This is a genomic window from Sulfitobacter sp. 1A12157 (assembly GCF_043557345.1).
Lineage (GTDB): Bacteria > Pseudomonadota > Alphaproteobacteria > Rhodobacterales > Rhodobacteraceae > Sulfitobacter.
In genome coordinates this window covers 112450-137813 of record NZ_JBIFFV010000006.1, presented here as the reverse complement: position 1 = coordinate 137813, position 25364 = coordinate 112450, and the positions used below count along the sequence as shown (strand labels likewise).

29 protein-coding genes are annotated in these 25364 nt (G+C 62.9%); 19 read left to right on the top strand and 10 right to left on the bottom strand.

Annotated features, from left to right (window positions below):
- Window positions 1–17: 17 nt before the first annotated feature.
- From ACGYLC_RS12110 to ACGYLC_RS12095, 4 genes are all read left to right on the top strand, one after another.
- The gene (locus tag ACGYLC_RS12110) at window positions 18–947 is read left to right on the top strand and encodes a flagellar motor protein MotB (protein WP_394399207.1); all 930 of its coding nucleotides are present in this window, start codon (window positions 18–20) and stop codon (window positions 945–947) included.
- A gap of 275 nt (window positions 948–1222) precedes the next feature.
- Window positions 1223–1852 (top strand): hypothetical protein, encoded by a 630-nt coding sequence (locus ACGYLC_RS12105; protein WP_209217519.1) that lies wholly within the window; start codon window positions 1223–1225, stop codon window positions 1850–1852.
- Between the two features lie 53 nt (window positions 1853–1905).
- On the top strand, window positions 1906–3312 hold the full coding sequence (locus ACGYLC_RS12100; protein WP_394423127.1) for a flagellar hook-length control protein FliK: 1407 nt from the start codon (window positions 1906–1908) through the stop codon (window positions 3310–3312).
- A gap of 11 nt (window positions 3313–3323) precedes the next feature.
- Window positions 3324–3992: a flagellar hook assembly protein FlgD gene (locus ACGYLC_RS12095; protein WP_394423126.1), complete on the top strand. Its 669-nt coding sequence runs from the start codon at window positions 3324–3326 to the stop codon at window positions 3990–3992.
- A 19-nt stretch (window positions 3993–4011) separates the two neighbouring features.
- On the opposite strand, the gene ACGYLC_RS12090 is transcribed toward ACGYLC_RS12095, so the two are convergent.
- From ACGYLC_RS12090 to flgF, 5 genes are all read right to left on the bottom strand, one after another.
- Window positions 4012–4557, bottom strand: a complete 546-nt coding sequence (locus ACGYLC_RS12090; RefSeq protein WP_394399199.1) for a hypothetical protein — start codon at window positions 4555–4557, stop codon at window positions 4012–4014.
- Between the two features lie 80 nt (window positions 4558–4637).
- Window positions 4638–5408 (bottom strand): flagellar basal body L-ring protein FlgH, encoded by a 771-nt coding sequence (locus ACGYLC_RS12085; RefSeq protein ID WP_394423125.1) that lies wholly within the window; start codon window positions 5406–5408, stop codon window positions 4638–4640.
- The gene (flgA, locus tag ACGYLC_RS12080) at window positions 5405–6064 is read right to left on the bottom strand and encodes a flagellar basal body P-ring formation chaperone FlgA (protein WP_394423124.1); all 660 of its coding nucleotides are present in this window, start codon (window positions 6062–6064) and stop codon (window positions 5405–5407) included. The genes ACGYLC_RS12085 and flgA overlap by 4 nt, the downstream gene beginning before the upstream one ends.
- The gene (flgG, locus tag ACGYLC_RS12075; RefSeq protein WP_394399193.1) at window positions 6064–6849 is read right to left on the bottom strand and encodes a flagellar basal-body rod protein FlgG; all 786 of its coding nucleotides are present in this window, start codon (window positions 6847–6849) and stop codon (window positions 6064–6066) included. Before flgG ends, flgA begins: the two co-directional genes overlap by 1 nt.
- Window positions 6850–6881: 32 nt before the next feature.
- Window positions 6882–7625 carry a flagellar basal-body rod protein FlgF gene (gene flgF, locus ACGYLC_RS12070; RefSeq protein ID WP_394423123.1) on the bottom strand — a complete coding sequence of 248 codons (744 nt, stop codon included), beginning with the start codon at window positions 7623–7625 and terminating at the stop codon, window positions 6882–6884.
- Between the two features lie 98 nt (window positions 7626–7723).
- On the opposite strand from flgF, the gene ACGYLC_RS12065 reads away from it, so the two are divergent.
- The 11 genes from ACGYLC_RS12065 (at window position 7724) to ACGYLC_RS12015 (ending at window position 17996) form a co-directional block, all read left to right on the top strand.
- Entirely contained in the window at window positions 7724–9484 is a 1761-nt protein-coding gene (locus ACGYLC_RS12065; RefSeq protein ID WP_394423122.1) for a hypothetical protein, read from the top strand.
- A gap of 98 nt (window positions 9485–9582) precedes the next feature.
- Window positions 9583–10851, top strand: a complete 1269-nt coding sequence (locus ACGYLC_RS12060) for a flagellar hook protein FlgE (RefSeq protein ID WP_394399187.1) — start codon at window positions 9583–9585, stop codon at window positions 10849–10851.
- Between the two features lie 12 nt (window positions 10852–10863).
- Complete coding sequence (gene flgK / locus ACGYLC_RS12055; protein WP_394423121.1) at window positions 10864–12279, top strand: flagellar hook-associated protein FlgK; 1416 nt, start codon at window positions 10864–10866, stop codon at window positions 12277–12279.
- A gap of 7 nt (window positions 12280–12286) precedes the next feature.
- On the top strand, window positions 12287–13348 hold the full coding sequence (locus ACGYLC_RS12050) for a flagellin (protein ID WP_394423120.1): 1062 nt from the start codon (window positions 12287–12289) through the stop codon (window positions 13346–13348).
- Window positions 13349–13363: 15 nt separating this feature from the next.
- Window positions 13364–14464, top strand: a complete 1101-nt coding sequence (locus ACGYLC_RS12045; protein ID WP_168612836.1) for a flagellar basal body P-ring protein FlgI — start codon at window positions 13364–13366, stop codon at window positions 14462–14464.
- 9 nt (window positions 14465–14473) lie between these two features.
- On the top strand, window positions 14474–14776 hold the full coding sequence (locus ACGYLC_RS12040; protein ID WP_394423119.1) for a rod-binding protein: 303 nt from the start codon (window positions 14474–14476) through the stop codon (window positions 14774–14776).
- Window positions 14773–15150: a hypothetical protein gene (locus ACGYLC_RS12035; protein ID WP_394423118.1), complete on the top strand. Its 378-nt coding sequence runs from the start codon at window positions 14773–14775 to the stop codon at window positions 15148–15150. Before ACGYLC_RS12040 ends, ACGYLC_RS12035 begins: the two co-directional genes overlap by 4 nt.
- 107 nt (window positions 15151–15257) lie before the next feature.
- Entirely contained in the window at window positions 15258–16229 is a 972-nt protein-coding gene (locus ACGYLC_RS12030) for a flagellin (protein WP_394399181.1), read from the top strand.
- Between the two features lie 105 nt (window positions 16230–16334).
- The gene (gene flaF, locus ACGYLC_RS12025; RefSeq protein ID WP_394423117.1) at window positions 16335–16739 is read left to right on the top strand and encodes a flagellar biosynthesis regulator FlaF; all 405 of its coding nucleotides are present in this window, start codon (window positions 16335–16337) and stop codon (window positions 16737–16739) included.
- Between the two features lies 1 nt (window position 16740).
- Entirely contained in the window at window positions 16741–17166 is a 426-nt protein-coding gene (locus ACGYLC_RS12020; protein ID WP_394423116.1) for a flagellar biosynthesis repressor FlbT, read from the top strand.
- Window positions 17163–17996: a DUF1217 domain-containing protein gene (locus tag ACGYLC_RS12015; protein WP_394423115.1), complete on the top strand. Its 834-nt coding sequence runs from the start codon at window positions 17163–17165 to the stop codon at window positions 17994–17996. Before ACGYLC_RS12020 ends, ACGYLC_RS12015 begins: the two co-directional genes overlap by 4 nt.
- 6 nt (window positions 17997–18002) lie before the next feature.
- On the opposite strand, the gene ACGYLC_RS12010 is transcribed toward ACGYLC_RS12015, so the two are convergent.
- From ACGYLC_RS12010 to fliF, 5 genes are read right to left on the bottom strand one after another with little or no spacing between them, the layout of a single operon-like run.
- Entirely contained in the window at window positions 18003–19052 is a 1050-nt protein-coding gene (locus tag ACGYLC_RS12010) for a flagellar motor switch protein FliG (RefSeq protein WP_394399173.1), read from the bottom strand.
- A gap of 22 nt (window positions 19053–19074) precedes the next feature.
- On the bottom strand, window positions 19075–19911 hold the full coding sequence (gene fliP / locus ACGYLC_RS12005; protein ID WP_394423114.1) for a flagellar type III secretion system pore protein FliP: 837 nt from the start codon (window positions 19909–19911) through the stop codon (window positions 19075–19077).
- On the bottom strand, window positions 19898–20347 hold the full coding sequence (locus tag ACGYLC_RS12000) for a FliM/FliN family flagellar motor switch protein (RefSeq protein ID WP_394423113.1): 450 nt from the start codon (window positions 20345–20347) through the stop codon (window positions 19898–19900). Before ACGYLC_RS12000 ends, fliP begins: the two co-directional genes overlap by 14 nt.
- Complete coding sequence (locus ACGYLC_RS11995) at window positions 20334–20996, bottom strand: FliH/SctL family protein (protein ID WP_394423112.1); 663 nt, start codon at window positions 20994–20996, stop codon at window positions 20334–20336. The genes ACGYLC_RS12000 and ACGYLC_RS11995 overlap by 14 nt, the downstream gene beginning before the upstream one ends.
- The gene (gene fliF, locus ACGYLC_RS11990; RefSeq protein WP_394423111.1) at window positions 20993–22696 is read right to left on the bottom strand and encodes a flagellar basal-body MS-ring/collar protein FliF; all 1704 of its coding nucleotides are present in this window, start codon (window positions 22694–22696) and stop codon (window positions 20993–20995) included. The genes ACGYLC_RS11995 and fliF overlap by 4 nt, the downstream gene beginning before the upstream one ends.
- Window positions 22697–22878: 182 nt before the next feature.
- On the opposite strand from fliF, the gene ACGYLC_RS11985 reads away from it, so the two are divergent.
- Genes ACGYLC_RS11985 through ACGYLC_RS11970 form a run of 4 tightly spaced genes read left to right on the top strand, consistent with a single transcriptional unit; the run spans window position 22879 to window position 25364 of the window.
- Entirely contained in the window at window positions 22879–23412 is a 534-nt protein-coding gene (locus ACGYLC_RS11985) for a flagellar basal body-associated FliL family protein (protein ID WP_394423110.1), read from the top strand.
- A complete protein-coding gene (locus ACGYLC_RS11980; RefSeq protein WP_394399161.1) occupies window positions 23409–24356 on the top strand; it encodes a flagellar motor switch protein FliM in 948 nt (315 codons plus the stop codon). The genes ACGYLC_RS11985 and ACGYLC_RS11980 overlap by 4 nt, the downstream gene beginning before the upstream one ends.
- Entirely contained in the window at window positions 24349–24738 is a 390-nt protein-coding gene (locus tag ACGYLC_RS11975; protein WP_394399159.1) for a flagellar motor switch protein, read from the top strand. Before ACGYLC_RS11980 ends, ACGYLC_RS11975 begins: the two co-directional genes overlap by 8 nt.
- A complete protein-coding gene (locus tag ACGYLC_RS11970; protein WP_067261044.1) occupies window positions 24735–25364 on the top strand; it encodes a MotE family protein in 630 nt (209 codons plus the stop codon). Before ACGYLC_RS11975 ends, ACGYLC_RS11970 begins: the two co-directional genes overlap by 4 nt.

Here is a 25364-nt window from a genome sequence, read left to right as displayed (position 1 = left end):
AATCGGGAGGCCGCGTGATGGCTGACAAGAAGAACGCGATGATCATCATCAAGCGCTACGATGCGGAGGGCGGGCACGCCCACCACGGCGGCGGTTGGAAGGTGGCCTATGCGGACTTCATGACCGCGATGATGGCGTTTTTCCTGCTGCTGTGGATCCTCGCCGCCTCGGACGAGGAAAAGCTGCGCGGGCTGGCCAATTACTTTACCCCCACGGTGTCGGACGGGGGTTCTTCCTCGGATGCGGCGGCGGACCTGCGTCCGCTGATGGCCGCAGGGGTGATGACCGGCGCGGTCGACAACACTGGCAATGTACAAAAGCCGACCTTTGGCCGCGACAATCCGATGATGGTCTTCGACAGCCGCCTGCGCGACAAACCGGCGGAAGTGGTCGTGGAATATGCCGAAGCGCCCGAGCCTGCGGCGCCCGCCGACCCCGCCACGCTGGCCGCGATCGAGGAATCTGAGCGCCGCCAATCCGAGATCGACCGCATGGCCGAGGACATCGCCGAGCGGATCACCTCGGACGGCGCGTTGAACGATCTGGCGCGCAATGTCCGGCTGGAGAAATCGAACGGGGCGCTGACGGTTCAGGTCTTGGATCAAGATGAGCGGTCGCTCTTTGCCCGGGGCAGTGCCGAGGTGACGCCGAAAACCCGTGAGCTGCTGCTGGCCATCGGCGATGTGATCGCCGAACAGAACCAGCCGGTCGAGATTGTGGGCCATACCGATGCCGCCGCCTTTGGCGCGAACAATGGCTACACGAATTGGGAGCTATCGGCAGACCGCGCCAATGCCACGCGCCGCACGCTGATGGCCGCAGGCATCGCAGGCGCGCGCTTTATGCGGGTGTCGGGTGTGGCCGACACGCAACCGATCAACACGATTGACCCCTTGGCCGCTGAAAATCGGCGCATCTCGATTCGCTTGGTTTATCAGGCCGAGTAGCCCTTGTTTTCAAGGTTCTATCGGCCCGGTTGTGCGGATTTACGACCGCGCCAAATATGCGACATCCCTGCCGCTGCTTCCCAAAAAAATGGCGCGAACCTGTAAAATTGTTGACGGTCAAGGTCTTGCGATCTAGACCTTATGCAATAATCGAGCACCGGGCACCTAAAAAACCTTTAAAAACCGCCCGGATAAACCATGGACAGAACGTCCTGAACGAGGCGGAAATGCAGGTAAACTCACTTATAGGTGGCATCTGGAAGGGTGCCTGCCACATGGATTCTTCGGCCGATGGCCGTCATTTCAACATGCTGATCCGGGCGCTGATTCCGGTTCAAGCTTCGGTCTTCGAGATGCAGGATTGGGCCGGTCATCCGGTGGCAATGCCAGATTGCATCGAACCGATCCCGGGCATTTGCCTTGGCGATATCCTTGCCGAAGAACTCGACGCCGATGTGCCTTATGGCTCGCTCGTCGTTATTCGCAAAAGCGACAATTTCACCAATATCTCCCAAGCCGCCGGTGCACTGGTGGGCGAAGTGCTGATCGGGATCATCGGGCGCGGCCTGTTCCCGATGATGGACGAAGACAGCGTTCTGCATGCTTTGGGGCAGGCCTACCATCACGCCGCCGAGGCGGATGAGCTGCTCAAGCTGGGGCTTGAGCCTGCGGCTTTCCGCATGGGGCTAAGCGCGGTTCTGGGGCAGTACTGGGGCCGCCCGGTCGACAGTCATTCGGTCTTTGCAGCCCCCGCGGAGGGCGCGCAGATCTCGCTTCGCGCACTGACCGGGACAGAGACGCCCGTGACCCTCAACCAGTGGACTCTGCGGCTCAAAGCCCTCGTCGAGGCCCGCAGCGCCCGCCGCGCCTTTGAAGATCAGCGCGGGAACGTACGGATCTCCTGATCCTACGAAAGCCTTCGGAATCCCGCCGCGGAACCCGAGTTGGAGGATGTCAGATGATCGCTCAACTTCAGGCAGCACCTGCGGTGCCGAATGCCGCAGGTCTCGGGCAGCCCTCGGGGAAGGGGGCCGCCGAAGGCTTTGCCGCCCTGATGCAGGGGTTGGCAGGGCAGGGGGGCGCGTCGGAGGCGCAGGTTCAGGACGTGCAAACTGCCATGCCAGAGGGGGAAATCGCCCCTGATGCGCTGTCTGAGGATATCGACCTTGAGACGGCTGAGGGGCTGATGGCCCTGATGGATCACACCCTCGCGGGGTTGGAGGAGGGCCGCCAGCAGATCACCCCGAAAGCCGCCCTCGCCGCATTTGCCGAAGCCTTGGGCGAAGCCCCGCCCGATAGCCTCGGCGCGCTGGAGGCAGTGGCGCAGTTGAATGACCCCAGCCTTGAGGCCGCGTTGGCGGAAAAACTCGCCGGCGCCCTGCGCCTGCCCACCCCAGCCAGCCAACTCAGTATCGCCTCGGCGGCGCTGCCGGTTGTCGGACGTGTGACCATAGGGCAGGTCCAGCAGGGGCCGAAGGTGATGACCCCCAAAGCGGCCGCGCCGGTGTTACAGGCCGAGGAAAACGCAGAGCATCCGGTGTTCAAATCCGTCCTTCCGGGCGAGACAGCGGCCCCGAAAGTCGCCGCCGTAGCGGCTACAGAACCGACCCTCCTTACAAAGGCCGACGCCGCCACGCCCGTGGCCGCAAATACCGATGCCAGCACGACCGCGGCAGCAAAGGCCGAAGACAGCGCGACCAGTGCCGCCAAGCTGGAGCTGAGCATCAAAGTCGCGGACCCGCGTCTCACCGCCGCCGCCGAGCGTTTCAGCGCAGCGGTCGATGCCGCCAAGGCAGCCCAGCCCGGCACGAATGCCCCGGCGGCAGAGGCCGTCTTGCGCGAGGTCGCCGGTTTGACCGCGCCGCAGGCGCCGCAGAGCGAGGGGCCGCGCCTTAGCCCGCCGCAGCCCACACCGGCCCCCACACCCAACCCTGCCGCCGCGCCGGAAGAACAGCTTCGCCAACACGTCAGCCAACAGATCCGCAGCCTTGATACGGCGGACAACAAGCTGCGTTTCTCGCTCTCCCCCTACGGTATGGGCGAGATCGAGATCGAGGTCGTGCGCAGCGAGGCGGGGCGCATGCAGATCGCCATGACCACCGAAAGCGCCTCGGTCCTGCACATGCTGCGGCAAGACCGTGAGCAACTGTTGGACGCGCTGCAATCGCGCGGCATCAGCGCCGAGAATGCGGACCTCGATTTCCAGACCTTTGGCGACCGGGGTCGGAACGGCGGGCGACAACAGGGCGCTGAGTTCACCCAGATCACAGCGCAGGCCGACGAGGCGCAGGGCAATGACGCCGCGCCCTTGGCCCAGACCCCCAGCCCGCGCCTCGGCGCCGGGCAGCTAGATATCCTCACCTGAAAGGCGAGACCATGATCGACGCGACCACAGCAAGCACCCTGAGCAGCGCCAACACCTCGGCGGCGGCGACCTCCTCTGCTGAGCTTCAGGAGAGCTACAACAGCTTTCTGACCCTGCTGACGGCGCAGATTTCGAACCAAGACCCGCTGAACCCGGTGGATTCGACGCAGTTCGTCTCGCAATTGGCGCAGTTGACCCAAGTGGAGCAATCCATCGCCACCAACGCGAGCCTTGAGCAAATCTCGACCATGCTTTCCACCGTGGGCGCAATGTCGGACCTGCAATTGATCGGGCGCGAGGTGCTGGTGCCCTCGACCCAAGTGCGCATGACCGATGATGAATTTCCGCTAAGCTATCAGCTCAACGCCGGAGCCGAAGAGGTGACCGTTCGGATCTTTTCCGAAGACGGCACCCTGATCCGCGAGATGCCCGGCCCCTCCACCGCCGAGGGAGAGGTGATCGACGTGGCGTGGAACCGTCTCGATTCCGTGGGCCTGCCGGTCCCGCCCGATACCTTCCGGGTTGAGATCACGGCCACTGATGCCGCCGGTAACAATGTGGGCGTCACCCCGCTGACCCGGTCCGAGGTGACGCGGGTGAACTTCACCGCCCTCGGGCCGGAGCTAGAACTTGATAACGGGGAATCCGTCCTGTCGAACGTGGTACGCTCGGTCCTGTAAGCCAGCGATGTGGCGCCTGTCAGAGCCGCGCCACGTCTTGTTTGTAGAGCGAGACGAACATCACATCATCGACGCCCTTATGCTCTTTGCTGATCAGATCCCGCAGCAGCTGCGACAGGGCTTCGCTGTCGATCGCCACGCCGCGCAGCACGGCGCTTTCGGCGGCGAGGTTCATCGCCTGCAAGAGTGAATCGCGCATCCGCGTGGCGTCTTCGACCCGGCGATAGCGTTCGGCCAATTCCAGTGACCCCATCTTGAGCGCGAAATCCGCGACCACATAAGAGACGCTGTTGGTCTTCTCCACCGGGATCGTCATCTGCCCAAGGCGCACCACCGTGCGGTCCTTGGCCAGCTCGTAACTGTCCATTGGCGCGTGATCCTCGGCCTTGGCGGATTTCTCAGCCGTTTCGCCATGCGCGTCGTTCTCAGGCGCATGGGCGGTCTTGTCATCACTCTTTGTCCCCGCCGCTTCGGCTGGGGTCGGGGCGAGGGCCAGACCGGCGCCATAGCCCGCGCCCATGCAAAGCAAGGGGAGCGCTACGAATGCGATTGCTGCCTTTTTCATGTTCGACCTTTCCTGAGCTTTCGTCAGGTTTAGCGGTCGATTGCGACGGCAATGGTCTCACTTTGTGACCAAGTCAGGAATTAATAGGGCAGGATCACATCCATCGCGTCTTCGCCGTAGCTGCGCTCTTGCGCGCGCGACAGCGTGCCACGGCCGCCATAGGCGATACGGGCCTCGGCGATCTTGTCGTAAGAGATGGTGTTGTCATCGCGGATGTCGGCCGGGCGCACGATCCCGGCCATGCGCAGCTCGCGCAGCTCTTGATTAACCAATATTTCTTGGCGTCCGGCGACGACGAGCGTGCCGTTTGGCAGCTTGTCGATCACCAATGCGGCGACCTTCAACTCGATCCGTTCATTGCGCGAAATGGCACCCGAGCCGCTGGCCTCGGAGGCCGATCCGACCTCGACAATATCGCCGCTCGGCAGATCGGCGGCGCTGATTCCGGGCAGAATTGCGGCAATTTTCGCGCCATAGCCAAAGAATGTCGGGAATCCGACCGAGCTTGCCCCCTCGCGCTCACGGTCGGTCGAATTGCGCAGCTGTGCACGGTCGTCGATCGAGATCACGACCGTGACGATATCGCCAATGTCATCGGCGCGTTGGTCGGAAAACAGCGGCTGGCTGCGCGCGGTAAAGAGCGAGGCTTTGGCGCTGCCGCGCCGGGGCGGCTCCATCGCGACGGCGGGCATCGGGACCTGCACGCGGGCGACCTCGGGGATGGATTGGCCGTCCACCACAATCGGCGAGGGCTGCGGATCACGGTCGAAATGATCGGCGGTATCGCAGGCGGACAGGGTAAGGGCGGCACCGAGCATCAAGACAGAGGGGCGCGCGAAAGCGGTGGTCATCGTAGGATCTCCACGGTCCCTTCGCCGGTGGCGATGCCGGTGACCGTTTTGTTGCTGACAAGGTTCACGATACGGATTTCCTGCCCCTCATGCGCGTCATCAAGCGCGCGCCCGGGGGAGGAGAGGGCCAGAAGCCCGTCGCTGAAATAGATCTCCACCCGCTCGCCCCGGTTGATGACCAGCGGCTGAATGATGGACTGCGTCTGAATAGGTCGCCCCGGCGTCAGCACGCGGCGCACCTGTTTGCCGACGACCTCTTCCATATCCGTCATCACATAGGCACCGATCCGGCCCACGGGCAGGCGCATGACGGTCAGGTCGTCTTCCATGATGATGTCATCGGGCAGCAGGCGGGTGAGGGGCACAGGGACCGGCATGGTGACAAGGGCATAGCCCGCGATGCGCTGCACCTCGCCCGTCTCAAGCACCGCATTGGCCAGAAACTTGCCGCTGCGCGGGTCCATCCAGAACTCGGCCAGCGTCAGCACCTCTTCGGCGGGGGCGTCCTTGACCGTGATCTCGAAGGCGCCCTCTGGCGGCAGGCTGTCGGCGTAGTCCACCCGCGCGCGTTCCTCGACCAACACGCCGATGGGCGCCGAGAGGGCAGGGCCCGTCAGCGCCATCAGGCCAAGGAAGAGGGCGGCGAGCCGTCGCATTAGCGGATTTGGTTCGCAGCCGAGAGCATCTGGTCTGCGGTTTCGATGGATTTGGAGTTCATCTCATAGGCGCGCTGCGCCGAGATCAGATCGGTGATCTGCTGGATGACATTCACGTTAGACGCCTCAAGATAGCCCTGGCGGATCATGCCCGCACCCGGATCACCGGGGTTCACCACCTGCGCCTCGCCCGAGGCTTCGGTCGCCAGCAGGAAGTTGTTGCCCACCGGACGCATCCCCGGCTCGTTGACGAAGGTGGTCAGGTTGAACTGGCCCAGTTCCACCGGCAGGGGATCATTCTCAACATAGGCCATGACAACGCCCTGTTCGTTGATCTCGACCGCCGTGGTATTCTCCGGCACGACCATGCCCGGCTCGACGCGGTAGCCTTGCATCGTCACGATCTCACCCTCGGGGGAGAGTTGGAACGAGCCATCGCGCGTATAGGCGGTGCCGCCATCGGGCAGCGTGACCGAGAAATAGCCGCGCCCGTCAATGGCGACGTTAAGCTGGTTTTCCGTGGCCACCATGCCGCCTTGGGTGTTCAGCCGCACGGTGCCGGCAGTCTGCACGCCCATGCCGATGTCGATGCCCACGGGGCGGGTCGATCCGGCCTCGGAAGTGACGGCGCCTTCACGCTGCATGGATTGATAGATCAGGTCTTGAAAGGCGGCGCGGCTGGCCTTGAACCCGGTGGTATTCGCGTTGGCGATGTTGTTCGAGATCACATCGACATTGGTCTGCTGTGCCATCATGCCGGTCGCGGCGATGCTAAGTGCCTTCATTGTCTCGTTCCTTCCGTTTTACGGATGCCGGGTCAGACCGCCTGTCCGATCCGTTTAAGCGAGTCGCGGCGCAGGTCGTCCGCATTGCCCAGCATGGTATTGGTGCGCTCATAGGCGCGCTGTACGTCGATCAGCCGCGTCATCTCGCGCACCGGGTTCACGTTGCTTAGCTCCAGCGTGCCTTGGCGCACCTGCACGGCTTCGGCCACGCCCGGTTTGGCGGCCCCTTCAGGTGCGACAAGCATGCCGCCGCCCAGCCGTTTGTAGCTTTGAATCTGAGGGATATCGAACACGCCGATCCGGCCCAGCGGGCCAGTCTCACTGCCCGAAATGGTGCCATCTTCGGAAATGTTGATATCGCCCATGCCCGCAGGGGGCAGTTGGATCGGCGCACCGCCCGCGTCGAGCACTTTGGCCCCCGACAACAGCGTCAGATTGCCCTCGGGGTCGATGGCAAAGCTGCCGTCGCGGCCAAAGGCTTGCTGCCCGTCGGCGGTTTGATAGCTGAACCAGCCCTCACCATGTAGCGCCACGTCCAGCGGGTTGCCGGTCTGCGACAGCGCGCCGGGGCGGGTGTCGATGTAAGAGCCGGTATCGCTGACGAAAGCCGCCTGATCGTCGCCAAGCGCGGTGTTGTCCTGCAACAGCGCCTCGAACACCACATGTTCGCCCTTGTAGCCCGCGGTGCTGGCATTGGCGATATTGTTGGCCGTGATGTCGAGTTGGCGCTGGAGGGACGTCGCCAGCGACATGCTGATATGACTGGTTTCCGTCATGGCGGGCCTCAGTTTGGGCAAGGATGGCGTGACATTGTGAAGATCAGTGTGAAATAAAGAATGGATCTTTACAAGAATAAAGTGCATCTATTCATATAATGAAGCATCTGCACAACATTGTTCTTGGCCTGTCTTTGCTCTTGGCCCCGCCCGCGACAGCGGAAGAGGGTGCTGTCTTTGCGCCTTTGTCTTTGGCCGAGCAGGGCGGGCAGGACTTCCTCGCCACGCGCGAAGCCTTGATGACGCGGTTAGCAGAAGTCTCCGGGTCAGAGGAACCCGCGCGGGCCGAGGTGTTGCTGGGGCTGGCGGAGCTGCACCTTGCTTGGGTGATGCGCCCCGAGGCGGCGGGCTTTCTGGAAGCGATCGACGCCGAAACCCTCACCGGCGGTGCGGCGCGGCGGCACCGGACCCTGAGCCTCGCGCTCGCCCTGCTCGATGCAGGCGCAGGCGGCGATCTGGGGCAGGCGGTGTCATGGTCCGTCGGTTGGGGGCAGGGGCAGGCCCTGCGGGCGGCGGCCTTTGCCCGGTTGGGCGCGGTGGAGGAGGCGGCGCGCTTGATGCCGCGCACCTTGGACAGCCTCGCTGACCTGTCGCCAGCCATTCAAGCCGCCGTTCTGCCCGACCTACTCGAAGCGGCGCTGAAGGCTGAGGATTGGGAGGTGGCGCAGGCTTTGGCCGCGCAATTCCCTGACCATGCCGAGCTGCGCGATGGCCCCGCCTATCGCTACCTTCTGGCCCGCGCCTCTGAGGTGTCGGGCGATCTTTTGATGGCTTTCGATGGCTATGCCCAAGCCGCGCAGGGCCGCGATGCCTATGCACAGCGGGCGCGGCTCGCACTGGTTCGGATAGGGCGCGAGACCGAGACCCTGCCGGGGCAAGACGCGCTGTCGCTGCTCCGAGCCGCACGCTGGATGTGGAGCGGCGATGCCCTCGGGCGCGAAGGCGCGCAGCTTTTGGCTGAGGTCGCCACAGAGCAGGGCGACACCGATACCGCCCTGTGGGCCTTGCATAATTTGCTGCGCACGGCCCCTGAAGAGGAAGCCGAGGCGCTGCGCGCGCAGGCGCGGGCGATCTATGGCGCCTTCTATGCCGCAGGGGCGGCGGGGGAGATCGACCTCGGGCCATTCCTTGAGGGGCATACCCGTATCAGCGCCCGCTGGCGTTTCGATCCGGGCTTTGTCGACCAGGCGATGGCCGTGCCACAACGTCTGTTGGATACGGGGATGACCGCCCTTGCCGCGCGGGAGTATCGCGCACTTCGCGAAATGGCTGAAACCTTGCAGGGGGTCGGCACGGCTGCGGCCAATGCCGCCCTTCTGGCCGATTTGCGGCGGGGCGAGGCGCGCGCGCTTTTGGCGGGCGGGCAGGCGGATGCCGCGGTGGACCTGCTCAGCGGCTATGCCGACGATCAGGGCGCCGAGGCCGAAGCGCTTTTGGTCGAAGCCTTGGCGCAGGCGGGCCGGTCGGATGAGCTCGCGGCCCTGCGCCTGCGCGCCCAAGACATGGACCTGCGCCGCAGCCGCGCCGTGGCCCTCTACGAGACCGGCAAATGGGGCGCGGCCCGGCTGGCCTATCTTGAGATGTGGGAAGCCCATCCCCAGCAGTTCGCCTTTGCCGATGCCACGCGCCTGACCCTTGCCGCCTATCAGGCGGGCGACAGTGACACGGTGGCAAGGGCCGCCACGGCCTTTCCCGCGCTGGCCGACCTGCCCGGCTGGGCCGAGATTGCCACGGGGCTGGGCGCGCGCCCCGCCGAAGAGGGGCCGCTGGGATCAGACGTGATGCGGCTCAGCATGGAGAGCGCGGACCGTATCCTAGAGGCCGTGACCAAGGTCACGGACGTCAAGGAAAGTCAGTGACATAAATATCAAATACAAATTTTATTCTTGCTTTAGTCATGGGGAATCGGCTTTCTCATGTATAAGTCAAGAATAACAAGAACGAGCAGGATCAAGTCATGAGCATTACAAGCGCCCTTCAAATCGGGGTCAGCGGGTTGCAGGCCAACTCCTCCCGCGTCCAGAATATCTCTAGCAATATCGCCAACGCCAATACCGTGGGCTACCGGCGGACCTTCTCGGAATTCGTGACGCAGAACACCGGGTCCACACAGGCGGGGGTGCTGACGGATGTGCGCGCCGATATCTCGGCCAATGGGAATATCATGGGCACCGGGCGCGCGACCGACTTGGCGGTGCAGGGCGACGGCTTCTTCGTCGTCTCGCGCAACCCCAACGATCCTGTCGAATCCAACTACTACCTGACCCGCGCCGGTTCCTTCACCCCGGATCAGAACGGCAACCTGCGCAACTCTGCGGGCTACTTCCTGTCGGGCTTTCCCACGGATGCCAGCGGCGCCACGGGCAGTGTCAGCAGCACCAGCTACAATGACCTCAGCACCGTCAATGTGGCGAGCTATCAGGTCCAAGGCACGCCCAGCACCCGCGTCGGCGTTTCGGGCAATGTCCCCGCGCAGGAAACCGGCGCTGGCACCACCGGCACGGCCTTCGAATCCACCCTGCGCTATGTGAACCAACTGGGCGGCAGCGATGCGCTCAACCTGTCTTGGACACCGGGGGCCACGGCCAATGAATGGACCGTCAGCATCACCGATGAAGCCGGCAACAACTATGGCGATGCGACGGTGAATTTCACCGACAGCGGCGTCAATGCCGGCAGCCCGGCGAGCTACACGCCCGGCACCCTCCCGATTGATCCCGCGACCGGCGTGGTGACGTTGCAAATCAACAACGGCGGCACCCCGCAGCCGCTTGAGATCGACTTCGGCGCGCCCGGCACTTTTGAGGGTATGACCCAGTTTTCCGGCGACTACACGCCCCCCGCGTTTTCGGATGACGGCACCGAGACCGGCAGCCTTGAGCGGGCCGAGATGAGCGACAGCGGCATCCTTTACGGTGTCTTCGACAATGGCCAGCGCCGCGCGCTCTTCCAAGTGCCGCTTGCCAATGTCGCCAACCCCGACCAGATGCGATCGGTCGATGGCAACGCCTATATCGCGACCCGCGATTCCGGCGCGGTGAGCCTCGGCAACCCGATGTTGAACGGTCTGGGCAGCATCAACAGCGGTGCGCTCGAAGGCTCCAACGTGGATATCGCGGAAGAGCTGACCGACCTGATCCAGACACAGCGGGCCTATTCCTCAAGCGCCAAGATCATCACCACCAGCGATGAGATGCTGAGTGAAACGCTAAGCATCAAACGCTAACCCGGTGCATGAATGAGCATCTCATCTGCCTTTAGCATTGCCCGCAGCGGGCTGAGCACGACCGAGGGTCGCGCCAACCTCGTTGCGAGCAATATCGCCAATGCGCAAACCGAAGGCTACGTGCGGCGCGAGGCCGCGCAGGTCACGACCAACGGTCAGAGTGGCACGGTGGAACTGCGCATCGCGCGGCAGGTGGATGAACGTCTTGCAGGCATGTCGCGGAATGCCTCGGCCGAGCTCGGCCGCGCTTCTGCCACCAGTGAGATACTTGGCAGCTATCTGATCACTCTGGGCGAGCCGGGCGATGAAGTCTCCCCCGCTGCCCGTCTGGCGGAGTTTCAGGCCGGGCTCGACCTTTTGGCCAACAACCCCTCCGACCCCGCCGCGCAGAACGACCTTTTATCGCGCAGCGAGACCTTGGTGCACAGCATCAACGAGACCACCGTCGGGCTCGAGGCCAGCCGCGCGCGGGCCGGTGACAGCCTGGTGGCGAGCGTGGCCGAGGTGAATGCGGCGCTTTCGGATATCGCCGCCTTGAACGAGCGTCTGGCCCTTGCCGGGACCGACCCCACCGGCACCAGCGGGCTGATGGATGAGATGAACCGCCGCCTTGATGCTTTGGGCAGTCAGATGGATTTCCAAAGCCGTTGGGAAGCGGATGGCACGCTGACGCTGCACACCACCGGCGGCACGGAACTGGTCTTTGGTGAAACTGCCGTGCGGCTGAACGCCAACCCCGAGACGGGGCGGCTAATGGCCGGGGGCATCGACATCACGCCAAACAGTCCCACCGCGCGCGGGTCCGACAATGGCCGCCTTGCGGGGCTGAGCGGGCTGATCGCCAATGACCTGCCGCAGATGAAGCTGCAATTGGATGAACTCGCCCGCGGGCTGGTGCAAAGTTTCGAGGCCGCAGATGCCTCTGTCGGGGCCGGGCAGCCGGGGCTGTTCACCGATGCGGGCGGCGCTTTCGATCCGGCGCAGTTGGACGGTCTGGCCGGGCGGCTTGCGCTCAATGACAGAGTCCAGCCCGACAAGGGCGGCGCGCTTTGGCGGCTGCGCGATGGCGTCGGGGCCACATTTCCCGGAGAGCCGGGCGACACCACCCAGTTGAACGCCTTCGTCGACGTGCTTGAAACGGGCATGACCTTTGACGCGGCCACGGGCCTTAGCACCAATGCGCGTCTGGGGGATTACGCCGCCGATCTGGTCAGCCAGCAAAACGTGCTGAGGGTCGGGGCCGATGCACAGGCCGAGACGGCGCGCGTGCGCCTCATCACCTTCGAGGACAACCGCAGCAGTATCGAGGGTGTGAACGTCGATACCGAATTGCAAAAGCTTCTGGAAATCGAACAGGCCTACGGCGCGAATTCGCAGGTGCTCACGAGCCTGAGCGATATGCTCGACACCCTTCTGGCCAGCGTGTGAGGATAGAATGACCGAGATTTCCCGCACCGTCTCCACCGCTTTGCAAAGCCTGCGCCAGCGCGAACAGACCAGCCGCCTTGCCGCTGAGATCTCGGATGTGTCCAAAGAGGTGACGACTGGGCTGAAGGCCAACCCCTATGACGATCTGGGCCATCGCTCTGCCGATGCCATCGCCATTCGGATGCAAATCACCCGCAACGATGGTTTCCTGACCTCCAACGCGCTTTTGGACCGCCGCTTCCTCGCCGTGGAGACATCGCTCGGGGCGATGCGCGACGTGGGCCAAGAGGTGCTTGAACAAGCCTTCACCACCGACAGCGCGGGCGCGCTTTCGACGACCTTTCTGTCGCAATCGGCGCGCACGGCGCTCGACCGGGTGTTGGAACGTGCGGCGGTCAGCGACAGTTCGGGCTTCCTGATGTCGGGCACGCGCACCGACACGAACCCGCTGCAGGCATGGGACGAGATCAACCCGCGCACCGGCGAATCCCCGGCCATTGCGGTGGATCACATGATCGGCGGCCCTCTGACCGGTATGGCAGATGTGCAGCGCGCCATCGACGATCTCAAGGCAGGCTTCGGCGACAGTTCGGTGTTCTTCAACCACAATTTCGAGAACAGTTTTTACAACGGCGCGCCGTCGGGCAATCCGCCGCTGACCTCGCGCACTTCCGAGACCCAGACCCTGACCCAAACCGCCCAAGCCAATGACCCGGCGATCCGCGATCTGATCCGCGGGCTGGCGATGCTCAGCGCGGTGAACCCCAGCGACATCCCCGATGAGGCCGCCCGCGATGCTTGGCTGAACGAGGCGCGCAGCGCCATCGGGGCGGGGCTGGAAGGGCTGACCGATCTGGAAACCCAGACCGGCCTGAAACGCGCGCAACTGGCCGATACGATCGCGGCGCAAGAGAGCCGGGCGCTGTTTCTGGATGCAGAGGTGATGAACCTCGAAGGGGTCGATCAATATGACGCGGCCACCCGTCTGACCCAATTGCAAAACCAACTCGACTCCAGCTTTGCCATCACCGCGCGGCTCTCGCGCCTGTCTTTCCTGAACTACCTCTAACCGGAACCGCCACCCATGAACGCCTTGTTTAAACTTTTGCTGATCGGCCTCACCTTCGCGCTTGCCGCGCCGGCGGCAGCACAGGTGCGGATCAAGGATATCGTCACCGTCGAAGGCGTGCGGTCGAACCAATTGGTCGGCTACGGGCTGGTCGTGGGGCTGAACGGCACGGGGGACAGCCTGCGCAACGCGCCTTTCACCGAACGCGCCATCGAAGGCATGTTGGAGCGGCTCGGCATCGGCAACCTGACCGAAGACCAGATGCGCACGGCCAATACCGCCGCCGTCATGGTCACCGCCTCCCTGCCGCCCTTCGCGCGGGCCGGTAGCACCATCGACGTGGTGGTGTCCTCGCTGGGCGATGCCTCATCGCTGCGCGGCGGCACGCTGATCGTCACCCCGCTGACCGCCGCCGATGGCGAGATCTACGCCGTGGCCCAAGGCCCGATCGCCGTCGCGGGTTTCGCCGCGCAGGGGCTGAATGCCTCCATCGTCGAAGGGGTGCCGACAGGCGCGCGGATCGACAATGGCGCCATCGTCGAGCGTGAGGTCGATTTCGACTTCAGCGAGATGAACAGCATCAAACTGGCCCTGCGCAACGCCGATTTCGTCACCGCACAACGGGTCGAGGCGGCGATCAACCAAGCCATGGGCCCGGTCGCCAAGGCCATCGATTCGCGCACCATCACCGTATCGGCCTATGGCAAAGGGTCGTTGATGGAGACGATGGCCCTGATCGAACCGCTGCAAGTCCAGCCCGATCAGGTCGCCAAAGTGGTGATCGACGCGCGTTCTGGCACCATCGTCATCGGCGCCAATGTCCGCATCGACCGCGTCGCGGTTAGCCAAGGCGGTCTGACCGTCACCGTCCGCGATGATTTCAACGTCAGCCAGCCCGAATCGCTGTCCATCGGTGGGACCACTGTGGTGGTGCCGAACTCCTCGGTCGGCGTCGAAGAGAAAGACGCGAAATTCGCCGTCATCGACGGGTCGGTCAGCCTGCAACGGCTGGTCGACGGGTTGAACGCCATCGGCGTCGGCGCGACCGAGACGATCTCAATCCTTCAAGCCATCAAGGCGGCGGGCGCTCTGCATGCCGACCTTGAAATCATCTAGGGGCAGGCCATGGAATTCGCATCTTTCCCAATCCTCGCGCCGACCCCGGCGGCCAAACCGGCAGCACCGCAGGCCGATGCCGTCACCGCCGAAAAGGCGCAGGAGTTCGAGGCTATGTTCCTTGGCCAGATGGTCGATGAAATGCTTTCGACCGTGGACATCGGCAGCTTCGGCGGCGGCCACGCCGAGGAGACTTGGCGCAGCTTTTTGTCCAACGCGATCGGCGAAAGCATCGCCGAGCAGAACAGCACCGGAATCGCCCGCACGATTGAAACCGCGATGCAGCGCTATCAAACGGGGGCCAACCGATGAGCGATCCGCGCAAAGCACTCGCCGCCGTGGATGCCTTGGGCAATCTGCTGCGCCGCGAAATCGCCGCGGTCGAGGGCGGAGCATTCAACCAGCTGGTCGAATTTGCCAGCGAAAAGGCCCGCCTCGCCGCCGTTTTGGAAGAGCAACTCAGCCACGATCCCAAGGCGGTCAGCAAAGATAAATTGCGCGATCTGAAAGATCTGATCGCGCGCGATCATCACCACCTGCAATTGGCCCGCCAAGCCACGTCAGAGATGATCTCACAGGTTTCCCAAATCCGGGAAAAGCACAGCATTGCAGGCATTTACGGCCGAAGCGGTGCAAAACGTGACAACCGCGCAACACTGATGACAACCGTGGACAAAAGTTTCTGAATTGCCTCAATGTTGCCAGTTTTTCGCGTAAAAACGTAATCAAGCGGGTTCGCCCCGCAGTTGTCAGAAAGACGACATAACGAACTAGAATAGTCTGGAATAAGAATATGTCTTCGATCAACACAAACGCCTCCGCAATGAACGCTCTCGCAACTCTGCGGAACGTCAATTCGAGCCTCAATCAAACTCAAGACCGTATTTCCACCGGTCTGAAAGTCTCCTCCGGTAAGGATAACGCAGCTTACTTTGCGATCTCCGAAACCATGAAGGGCGACAGCGGCATGACCAAGGCCGTGAACGAGAGCCTGACACTGACCAAGAACTCGGTTGCGACCGCGCGTCTTGGCGCAGAGCAGTTCTCCGATCTGGCGACGGAATTCCGTGACAAGGTGGCCTTTGCCCAGGAAAACAAGGGTGGTCTTGGCGAAATTGAGGCCGACTTGACTCGTCTGGTGGCCGACATGGCAGCGATTATGTCGCAGTCGACCTTTAACGGGGACGACCTCGTAAACGCCGCCAAATCTGATAACGCGGCCACACCTGCGGCTTCAACACCGCTTGCTTTGGATGTCTATGGCGGTACCGCCACCGCTTCGACGAGTGCGGCTGCAGCCGACCGCCAGATCATTACAGGTATCAGCCGGGATGCAGGCGGCACCCTGCAAACCACTAAAATCACTGTTTCGCCAGTTGACCTTAACAAGCAACTTGAGACTTTTAGTGCGATTGCGACGGACTTTTCAACTCGGGCGGCTGCAACTGGTGACGCCGATACCGATGGCACGATCGACGGTGACCAATACCTTGCCAACGTTCTGACGCTCGCCGATACCGCAACCCAAGCCACTGTCGACGCAGCGACTTCCCTCGGTCAGTCCGAGAAGTCGATTGAACGTCAGCAGGAATTCCTGACCAAGCTCTCCGACAACCTCGACTCCGGCGTTGGCGCGATGGTTGACGCCAACATGGAAGAAGAAGCCGCCCGTCTTCAGGCGCTTCAGGTTCAGCAGCAGCTGGCATCGCAGTCCCTGTCGATTGCCAACCAGGCGCCGCAGAACATCCTGAGCCTGTTCCGTTAAGGATTAGGGTTTTCGGGGCCGGAGCCTAGCGCTCTGGCCCCGATCCAACCGCCTCAGAATTTGCGGTTGGCAGGCAGCAAACGATAAAAACAAGGAAGAATTCCTATGGGGCTGGCAGCATACAAACGAACAATTCGCGAAAGCGAAACCCCGCGGCAGATTGAGCGCCGCATCCTGAGCCGCGTCACACATGACCTTGCCGAAAAGGGCCAAGGCTTTGATGCGACAGACGATAAGAGCGAGCGGTTGAACATCCTCTCCTCCGGTCTACGCGACGCGATCTACGAAAATCAAAGGTTCTGGTCGGCCCTGCGCTTTGATCTGTCTGAGCCGGAAAACAAGATGCCTGACGGGCTGAAAGCCTCGCTCATTTCCATCGCGCTTTGGGTGGACCGTCACAGCACCGCGCTGATGGCTGGCGAAGGCCGCTTGGCCGGTCTCGTCGAGATCAACGGCAATATCGCCGCCGGTTTGGCCGGGCAGGCCGCGCCGCAGATGCAGGAGGTGTAAGATGCTGAAACTCACCCTCCGCCCCCGCGAACGTGTGGTCGTGAACGGCTGCGTCATCCGCAACGGGGACCGCCGCCAAGCGCTGACGGTCGAGAACCGCGCCGACATCGTGCGCGAATCCGATCTGCTGAAGCCGGATGCGGAATCCACGCCGGTCTCCAAGGTCTATTTCCTGGTGCAGACCGCGCTGATCCGTCCCGACACCCGCGATCAAATCATGCCGATGATCCAGCAGGGCTTGGCCGATCTGGCCTGTTGCTTTGGCGCAGATATGCGCGCCCGGATCATGGAAGCGGCGAACTTCGTCTCCATGGCCGATTTCTACAAAGCAATGAGCGAGCTGCGCGCGGTGCTGAAATACGAGACTGAGTTGATGCAGCTTCGGCCAGTGCCGCCCGCGTCAAACCATGAGGCTGCGCACGCATGATTTCGCTGGGCGGCATCGGCACGCAGGTGGCGGTTAAGCTGTTTGACGCGACGCGCGACAAACAGCTCGACCTTGCCGCCAACGATGCCTTGAACGCCCGGCAGATCGAAGCATTTAAAGAGCGTATCGGCGACATCAAATCTGCGAAGGAATTTGTTGCCGATACCGAAGTCTACACTTTCGTCATGCGGGCCTTTGATCTTGAGGATCAGATCTTCGGCAAGGCAATGATCCGCAAAACGCTTGAGAGCAATTCCGATGAGTCCTCGGCTCTGGTGAACCGGCTGAGCAACCCGAAGATCAAAGATATGTACGATACATTGGGCTTTGCCCCCGGTGGCGGGCGGAGCTTTAACTTCAATCGCACTGGCTGGCAGGATGAGATGATCGACCGGTTCAAAGAGCGGGTCGTGCTAAACTCTGCCGGAGAGGACAACGAAGGCGCGCGGATCGCTTTGGAGTTTAAGTCCAAAGCCTCGGAAATCGACACTTGGCTCGACGTGTTGAAAGACGAAGACCTCGGCAAATTCATGCGCCGCGCCCTTGGTGTGCCGGATGAGGCGATCCGAGTCGATCTCGACCGCCAGATCGCGCTTTTCGAGCAGAAGTTTGACATCGAAAAGCTGAAAGACCCCGCCGAGGTCGACAAGCTCGTCTCGCGGTTCTCGGCGATTTACGATGCGGTCGAAGGCGTCTCTTCGTCATCGAACGCGGTGCTTTCGCTGATGCAGGGGGCTGTCTCGATCGGGCAGGGCGGCAGCTTTACGGCCGCGACCATCGACATCCCCACGATCACCGGCGGCTATAGCGCGTCGAGCGTCTACCGCTGATCCACCCTATTCGATGAATTCGTCGTCATCGGCGGCCGAGGGCAGTTCGATCACGCCTTCGTCGGCAAGGCTCTTGGCATATTCCACCATGGCGGCCTGTGCTGCGCGCACGTCGCGGCCCCGTACGGGGCCGGTGGCGGCCATCTCGTCCATCAGCATCTGGCGCGAGCGTTGCGGCAGGCATTCCATCAGGTGATCGCGCTGCTCTTTCTTGGCGCCGCGCATGGCCATCGGCAGGGTCGCCCCGTCCAGTCCGCGCATGACCTGCGCCAAGTCCTGCATCGGCAGTTTGAACAGATCGTCAAAGACGAACATGCGCTGTTTGATGGCTTGGAAAGCATCGGGAATACGCGCATCCAGCGCGCTGGAAAGGTCCTCGAAAGCCTGTACATCCAACTGGTTGAACAGATCCGCCATGCGCTGATGGGTCTCGACCGAATTGGTGTGCATCGCATTCGACAGGATGTCTTGTTTCAGGGTCTCTTCGATCTGCTGCATCATATGCAGCGGCACGGCCTCCATCGCGATCATCCGCTCGGCGATGTCCTGCATCCGCTCAGGGCCGAGCAGCGGCAGCACCTTGGCGGCCACGCCGGTGTCCACGTTGTTGAGGATCGCCGCGGCGGTCTGGTCGTGCTCGCCCTTGAGGTAATTGGCGATCACCGTCTCATCCAGCGCGCCAAAGCCGCGCCACATGGCGCTCTCTCGCTCGCTGTTCTTGAGCCCCTCCATGATGCTGGACACCTGTTCTTCGGGCATGAATTTGCGCAGCATGGATTCCGCCGTCGACAGCGACCCCACGACCGATCCGGTGCCGCTGACCACCTTTTGGGTGAACTCTCTAAGCACATGTTCCACCACCTCTGCCGGGATCGGGCCAAGGCGGCTCATGGCGCTGGTGATACGCTCGATCTCGGCGGTGCCGAGCTTTTGCATGAGTTCCGATCCGGTCTGCTCGCCAAGGCAGAGAAAGGTGATGGCGGCCTTGGTCGGACCGTTCAGATCCGCCACCGTGATGGGCTTTCTGCGGGGTTTGGAAAGGGCATTGGTCGACATGGAGAAATCCTTTCAGAGCAGGTCAGCCACCGGCAAGCGGCACATAGCTTTCGATCAGCGACCCGGCCAGCATGTACCAACCGTCGATCAGCACAAAGAAGATCACCTTGAACGGCAAGGAAATCAGCACCGGGGGCAGCATCATCATGCCCGCGCTCATCAAGACCGAGGCGACGATAAGGTCGATGGCCACGAAGGGCAGATAGATCAGAAAACCGATGGTAAAGGCGCGGCGCAGTTCCGAGATCATGAAGGCGGGCACCAGATGGCGGAATGTGGCCTCTTCCGCCGAGGCGGGCAGGGGGCTCTCTTCCGCCGCTTCATCCGCGGGCGCGATGCGCAGGAACAGCGCGTAGTCCTCGGGCCGCGTGTTGACGTACATGAAGGTCTTGAAGGGCGCGGCGATCCGCTCCAGCGCCTGTTCCTCGGCGATGGCGTTTTCCAACAGCGGCTCGACCCCGGCCTCATAGGCGTCCTCGAACACCGGCTGCATGACGAAGAAGGTCATGAAGAGCGCCAGCGAGGTCAGCACGATATTGGGCGGGGTCTGGTTCAGCCCAAGGGCCGAGCGCAGCATCGACAGGACGATGACAAAGCGGGTGAAGCTGGTCATCACCACCAAAAGCCCCGGCGCGATGCTGAGCACGGTGATCAGCGCGATGAACTGGACGATCCGACCCGAAAGATTGGCGTTCTCATCACTGCCCGGCGCGGTGTCGCCAATCACATCCGAAAGCGTGCTGAGAAACCCGCCGTCTTGGGCCATGGCCATGCCGCCGCTGGCGAGAAGCACCAGCAGGGCAAGGCCAATCCGGCCCGGCGCATAGCTGCGCAGAGAGGAGCGGTCAGTCAGGGACATAGTCCTTGACGATCTGGGTCAGCGACACGCCCAGCCGGTCTTCACCGACCTTCACGAGATCACCGCGCGCCACCAGACGGTCCGAGACCATAAGGTCCACCGGCGCGCCGATCTTGCGGTTCAACTCCACGATCGAGCCGCGGGTGAGTTCCAGCAGGCGCGAAATCGGCATGCGGGCTTGGCCCAGCACGATCTGCACATCGAGGCCGACGTTCAGCATCGCATTGATGCCCGCACCGCCCGCCTCGGGGCGGGGGGCCAGCGCATTGCGCGAATCTTCGGTGTCGAGCTGCGGGAAGACGCCCGCATCATCGCCGCCCGTGCTGGCGGCGTTGCCAAAGGCATCGGCGCGCGGTTGCTCTGGCGTGGCGTCAGGCGCTTTGCCCTCTGTGGGCTTGTTGTCGTCTTGGGGGGATTGCAGGTCAGGCTTGTCCATTTCCGTCCTTCTCCTTTTGTGCTTTCAGCGCCCGCGCGTGGGTGTCGCGCAATTCGGCGAGCAGGCGGTCGCAAATCTTTTTGAACCCGTAATCAAGGCTGCCGTGGTCCCATTCCATCCGCGCATCCCCATCGGGCAGCGCGGGATCGGCGCGCAGGTCCAGCACGCTATCGCATTTGTAATAGACCGCCCGTTGGCGCAGGTCGGGGCCGATCTGATCCAGCGTGGCGGGCGACAGGCGCACTTTGATATGGCTCGACCCGATGGCCATTTTCAGCGATTGGGTCACGGTCTTTTTCACCCGTGCGGTCGAAAGCCGTTCGATCACCTCGGGCAGGACGATCTCGCAGGTTTGCAGGGTAAAGCCCACGATCTGCGCCATCAGTGCCTCTTGATGGGCCTGCATCGCCTGCGCCAGCCGCGCAAGCTCCTGCGCGAGCTTTTCGGCCATGACGGCATGTTCGGCCTGCATGGTCTGATGCATCTCGGCCCGGCCCGCATCGGCCCCGGCCAGATAGCCTTCGATATGGCCCTGCTTATGGGCCTTCTTGATCTTCGCTTCGATCTCTTCGGGGGTGGGCAACGCCGGGTCTTGCGGTTTGCTCTTGCCGTCCTCATCGAAATTCTGAAGCTTGAGGCTCGTGATCACAGATCATCCCCTTCCGACAGCCATTCGCCCAGAACGCGCAGCGCGTCATCGGTGTTGTCCTCGGCCAGTTCGGCCACGGCGCGCAATTGGCTGTGCTGAACCGCCCCCTCGACCGAGGCGAGATGCACCATGTCGCGGGGCAGCTCATCCATCGGGCCAAGCACCGCACCGGACTGCGCCGCCGCCGGGGTGGGTAGACGGTTTTGCGGCGTCTCTTTCTGGGTGCCGCCGGTCAGCGCCTTGGGCGCGTTGTCTTCCTCGGGGCCGTCCAGCAGCGCCGCATCGGCCCCGGCACCGGCCAGCGCAGGCTGGGGCAGGGTGGCATCCAGCACCATGCGCAGCGGGCGCGCGCCCAGCACCATGATGATCGCCACCAGCGCCAAGGCAAAGAGCGACCGCAGAATGGTCATGGCGTTATCGGCCAGCACCGCGCCCAAGCCACGGCTGCCGGGGGTGTTGAACTCGGAATCGAAATCGAGGAATTGCAGACTGTCGACCTGCACCTGATCGCCTCGGGCCTGATCAAAGCCGATGGCCGTGCTGACCAATTGCGTCAGGCGCGCCATCTCTTCGGGGCTGCGCTCGATATAGCCTTCGGAGCCATCGGGCAGGGTGCCGTAGCTGCCGTTGACCAAGACCGCGACCGAGATACGCTCGATATCGCCCGGCTCACGCACCAGTTCGCTTTGAACCGAGCCGATCTCGTAGTTGATGATCTCGTCGTTTTCCGAACGGGTAGACTGGCCCGCGGCCCCGCCTGCATCGTCGCGCAGTTCATCGGGGATGTTGTTGGCCACATCCACCGTGGCCGCCGCCGGATCGGTCTCGTTCGAGTTGCGCACGCGGGTCTCGATCGACCGGGCGACCTGCTGGGCGGGATCGAAACTACGCGAGACGCGGACTTCGCGCTCGGTCGTCAGATCGACGCTGACCCGCACGCGGGCATTGCCCGGCCCCACGCGGGCGTTAAGGATCGATTCAACCTTTTGCGCAAGCTGCTCTTCGATCATGCTGCGCTGCCCTTGCAGCGAGAAGTCAGAGCTGCCGCCCTCGTCCTTGGCCAGGATCGTCTCGCCAGAGGCCGACAGGACGGTCACGTTCTGCGCTTCCAAATCCGCCACGGCGGAGGCCACCAGCGCTTGGATCGCCTGCGCCTGACGGCGGGTCATGCTGGTATTGGCCTGCGAGCGCACGATGACCGAGCCGCTGGCCTCGGCCCGGGAGCGCGAAAATGCGGCGCGTTCGGGCAGCACCAGATGCACCCGCGCGGCCTTGATGCCGCTGATCGTCTGGATCGACCGGGCCAACTCACCTTCCAGCGCGCGCAGCCGGTTCACCTTTTGCATGAAAGAGTTCATCCCCATGCCGGACATATTGTCGAAAATCTCCCACCCCGGGACGCCTTCGCCCGGCAGCCCCGCATCGGCCAGCGCCATGCGGGCGCGGGCGATGTCGGTCTCGGCGACCGAAATGGTATCGCCGTTGCGCGACAGATCGACCGTCAGCCCCGCCTGTTCCAGCGTCTGCATCATCTGCGAGGCGGTGCCGGGGCTCAACTGGCTGTAAACCGGGACATAGGTGGGGGCTAGGATGGTCCGCGCGCCGATAAAGATGGCCGCAGTGATCGCCAGACCGATGCCGCCGAGGAGAGCCAGCCGCTTTGGACCCAAATCCTTAAGGTTTTCAACGATCTGATTCACGGCCCCTCACTCGGTTGTACGGCCCGAGCATTCTCCACTCGGCCCTCACTATGCAAGTATATATCGATTTATACTTGGTCGATCCGGAAAATAAACAGGTTTCTGTTGCAATAAAGCTTGTTTGAAGATGTATTTGTTCTTGCGTGTGGCGCTTCGCGCGGGATCCGATTAAGAGTGAAAGAATGAAAAAGCCTCTCGCTATCCTTGCTGTCGTCTTGCTCTGCCTTCTTGCGGGTCTGGGTGGGGTGACGCTGGCCATCGGCCCTTCGGGGCTGCTTGAAATGGCCGGGCTGGGCGGAGAGAAGGCCGCCGAAGAGACCGTTGAGACGGCCGAGAACGATCACGGCGAGACGGGTGGCGAAGACGGCCATGGGGAAAAATCCAAGACCGAAGTGAAGATGCCGGTCATGCCTTTCCCTGAGATCATCGTGAACGTCACCGACACCGGCCCGCAGGGCGGGCAGACAAGCCGTTTTCTCAAGCTCAACATGCTGATGGTCTATGACGAGACTGTCGAGGGCGCGGACCGTCTGGTCGCGCGTGAGATTTACCTGCGCGACAGCTTCCAAGACTTCCTGCGTCAGTTGCATGTCAGCGATCTGTCGGGCAGCTATGGGTTGGCGATGCTAAAGACCGAACTGCTGCGCCGGGCGCGGGCGGTGGGGCACACCGACGCGCCACATGAAATCCTGATTGCCGATATGGTGGTGCAATGACGACAGCGGCCTCCCCCGATGCGCTGAGCCTCGAAGAGACGATGATCCGTCAGGCGCGGGAAAGCTTCCAGCGCCTGCCGACGCTTGAGATCATCATCGACCGTCTGCTGCTGGCTCTGGTGCCCGACCTCAAATCCTATTGCACCATCGCCCCCGAGATTGAACTGAGCTCGCTCGAATACATGCCCTATGAGGACGCGATGGAGAGCATTCAGTCGCCCTCGCTCATCGCCATCGCCAATGCGGAAAGCTGGGGCAGCCAGATCGCCTGCGTGGTCGAGCCCGACCTGCTGTTTTCGGTGCTCGAGATCATGTTGGGCGGCCGCCGCGCCACCAGCCAGCAGTGGAAACCCCGCGGCCTGACCGCGATCGAGCAAAAACTGGGCCGCAGGCTGGCGGAACTTTCGCTCAAAGGTTTGGCGCATTGCCTGCATGATGTCAGCCCGGTGCAATTCGACATTCAATCGCTCGAATCCAACCCCCGCTCGGTCATGCTGGCCGCGCCGCGCACCGCGACGGTGCTGGTCCGGATGCATATGCAGTTCGAGGATCGCAGCGGCCATATGGCGCTGGTCTTGCCCTATGGCACGCTGGATGAGGTCAGCGCCCAGCTTGCGCAGCCCTTCCTTGGCGGGCGCTCGCCCACCGATAGCAATGCGCGTAAGGATATGAACAGCCAGATCTCCAGCACCACGGTCACGATCACCGGCGTGCTACAGCAGGTGACGATCCCGCTGCATGAGGTGCTGGAATGGAAGCCCGGTCAGGTGATTGATCTGGGCATGACCGTCGATACCCCCGTGGTCGGCATGGTGAATGCCCAGCCGATGTTTCAAGCGGCCTTTGGCCAGCGCAGCAATGGCGCCTTGGCGTTGCGGGTGATCCAATCCTTGCTCCCTAAGGAAAATCAGGAGGACAGCGACGATGGTGCCGGCCTTGATTGATATCCTCATCATCGTGCTGCTGCTCGGCACGCTGGTCTATGCCTTTATCCTCGACCGCCGCGTTCGCGCCCTGATGGCGACCCTGAAAGAGATGGAGCCGATGGTCGGGGCCTTTTCCAACGCGGTCGATCAATCGGCGAAATCGGTCGAAGACCTGCGCGACCTTAGCACCAAGGTGCAGCGCCCCGAGCCGCCGGTGCAGCGTGAGGCGACGCCGCCGCGCCAAGCCGCGCCCGAGCCTGCCCCGGCAGGCCAGAACCCGGCCCAGATGCGCGCCGCGCGGCTCAAGGGCCGCGCGCAGGTCCGGGGGCAAGCGGCGGTGCAGGGCAAATCCGAACTGGTCCGCACCTTTTTCGACATCACCAAGGAGCGTAAGGAATGAGCCGTATTTCCCTGCCAAAGATCGCGCTTTTTGGCCTTGGCGTGGCTGGCGTGCTCAAACTCACGGTTGAGTTCATGCCGATGATGGCCATCGCCGAAACCCCCGATGACACGCCCCCGGTCCCTGTTGAGCTTGCCGCCGCCCCCGCGCCGCCCAGCTATGACGCCAGCGCCCCGGGCGAGAGCGGCATGTGCGAGCCGAGCCATCTGATCGCCGAAGCCATCGCCGAAGAGCGCGCGCTGCTGAAAGAGCAACGCGACACGATCGCCGACCGCGAAGCCAAGCTTGCGCTGGCCGAACAGAGCCTCAAGGCCGAACAGACCCGCCTCGCCAGCCTGCGCGACGAGATCGGCGCGCAGCTTAAGGTGATCGAAGAGGCGAACAATCAGGACATGACCAAACTGGTCGAGCTTTACCGCAACATGAAGCCGCAGGTGGCGGCGGGCATCATGGATGAGATCGACGTGGAAACCGCCGTGCAGGTCATCGGCGCCATGCCCGAACGGGATGCGGCGCAGATCATGGGCTCGTTCAGCCTTGTCCGCGCGCGGTTGATCACGAAAATCCTGCTGGAGCGCTCAAAACTTCCCGCTGACCGCAACCTCGAAGGGCTGCGTCTGCGCTGA

Excerpts from the sequence above, each read along its gene's own strand:
- ACGYLC_RS12110 (WP_394399207.1), top strand. The coding sequence starts at position 18 with ATGGCTGACAAGAAGAACGCGATGATCATCATCAAGCGCTACGATGCG.
- ACGYLC_RS12105 (WP_209217519.1), top strand. The coding sequence starts at position 1,223 with ATGGATTCTTCGGCCGATGGCCGTCATTTCAACATGCTGATCCGGGCG.
- ACGYLC_RS12100 (WP_394423127.1), top strand. The coding sequence starts at position 1,906 with ATGATCGCTCAACTTCAGGCAGCACCTGCGGTGCCGAATGCCGCAGGT.
- ACGYLC_RS12095 (WP_394423126.1), top strand. The coding sequence starts at position 3,324 with ATGATCGACGCGACCACAGCAAGCACCCTGAGCAGCGCCAACACCTCG.
- ACGYLC_RS12090 (WP_394399199.1), bottom strand. The coding sequence starts at position 4,557 with ATGAAAAAGGCAGCAATCGCATTCGTAGCGCTCCCCTTGCTTTGCATG.
- ACGYLC_RS12085 (WP_394423125.1), bottom strand. The coding sequence starts at position 5,408 with ATGACCACCGCTTTCGCGCGCCCCTCTGTCTTGATGCTCGGTGCCGCC.
- flgA (WP_394423124.1), bottom strand. The coding sequence starts at position 6,064 with ATGCGACGGCTCGCCGCCCTCTTCCTTGGCCTGATGGCGCTGACGGGC.
- flgG (WP_394399193.1), bottom strand. The coding sequence starts at position 6,849 with ATGAAGGCACTTAGCATCGCCGCGACCGGCATGATGGCACAGCAGACC.
- flgF (WP_394423123.1), bottom strand. The coding sequence starts at position 7,625 with ATGACGGAAACCAGTCATATCAGCATGTCGCTGGCGACGTCCCTCCAG.
- ACGYLC_RS12065 (WP_394423122.1), top strand. The coding sequence starts at position 7,724 with ATGAAGCATCTGCACAACATTGTTCTTGGCCTGTCTTTGCTCTTGGCC.
- ACGYLC_RS12060 (WP_394399187.1), top strand. The coding sequence starts at position 9,583 with ATGAGCATTACAAGCGCCCTTCAAATCGGGGTCAGCGGGTTGCAGGCC.
- flgK (WP_394423121.1), top strand. The coding sequence starts at position 10,864 with ATGAGCATCTCATCTGCCTTTAGCATTGCCCGCAGCGGGCTGAGCACG.
- ACGYLC_RS12050 (WP_394423120.1), top strand. The coding sequence starts at position 12,287 with ATGACCGAGATTTCCCGCACCGTCTCCACCGCTTTGCAAAGCCTGCGC.
- ACGYLC_RS12045 (WP_168612836.1), top strand. The coding sequence starts at position 13,364 with ATGAACGCCTTGTTTAAACTTTTGCTGATCGGCCTCACCTTCGCGCTT.
- ACGYLC_RS12040 (WP_394423119.1), top strand. The coding sequence starts at position 14,474 with ATGGAATTCGCATCTTTCCCAATCCTCGCGCCGACCCCGGCGGCCAAA.
- ACGYLC_RS12035 (WP_394423118.1), top strand. The coding sequence starts at position 14,773 with ATGAGCGATCCGCGCAAAGCACTCGCCGCCGTGGATGCCTTGGGCAAT.
- ACGYLC_RS12030 (WP_394399181.1), top strand. The coding sequence starts at position 15,258 with ATGTCTTCGATCAACACAAACGCCTCCGCAATGAACGCTCTCGCAACT.
- flaF (WP_394423117.1), top strand. The coding sequence starts at position 16,335 with ATGGGGCTGGCAGCATACAAACGAACAATTCGCGAAAGCGAAACCCCG.
- ACGYLC_RS12020 (WP_394423116.1), top strand. The coding sequence starts at position 16,741 with ATGCTGAAACTCACCCTCCGCCCCCGCGAACGTGTGGTCGTGAACGGC.
- ACGYLC_RS12015 (WP_394423115.1), top strand. The coding sequence starts at position 17,163 with ATGATTTCGCTGGGCGGCATCGGCACGCAGGTGGCGGTTAAGCTGTTT.
- ACGYLC_RS12010 (WP_394399173.1), bottom strand. The coding sequence starts at position 19,052 with ATGTCGACCAATGCCCTTTCCAAACCCCGCAGAAAGCCCATCACGGTG.
- fliP (WP_394423114.1), bottom strand. The coding sequence starts at position 19,911 with ATGTCCCTGACTGACCGCTCCTCTCTGCGCAGCTATGCGCCGGGCCGG.
- ACGYLC_RS12000 (WP_394423113.1), bottom strand. The coding sequence starts at position 20,347 with ATGGACAAGCCTGACCTGCAATCCCCCCAAGACGACAACAAGCCCACA.
- ACGYLC_RS11985 (WP_394423110.1), top strand. The coding sequence starts at position 22,879 with ATGAAAAAGCCTCTCGCTATCCTTGCTGTCGTCTTGCTCTGCCTTCTT.
- ACGYLC_RS11980 (WP_394399161.1), top strand. The coding sequence starts at position 23,409 with ATGACGACAGCGGCCTCCCCCGATGCGCTGAGCCTCGAAGAGACGATG.
- ACGYLC_RS11970 (WP_067261044.1), top strand. The coding sequence starts at position 24,735 with ATGAGCCGTATTTCCCTGCCAAAGATCGCGCTTTTTGGCCTTGGCGTG.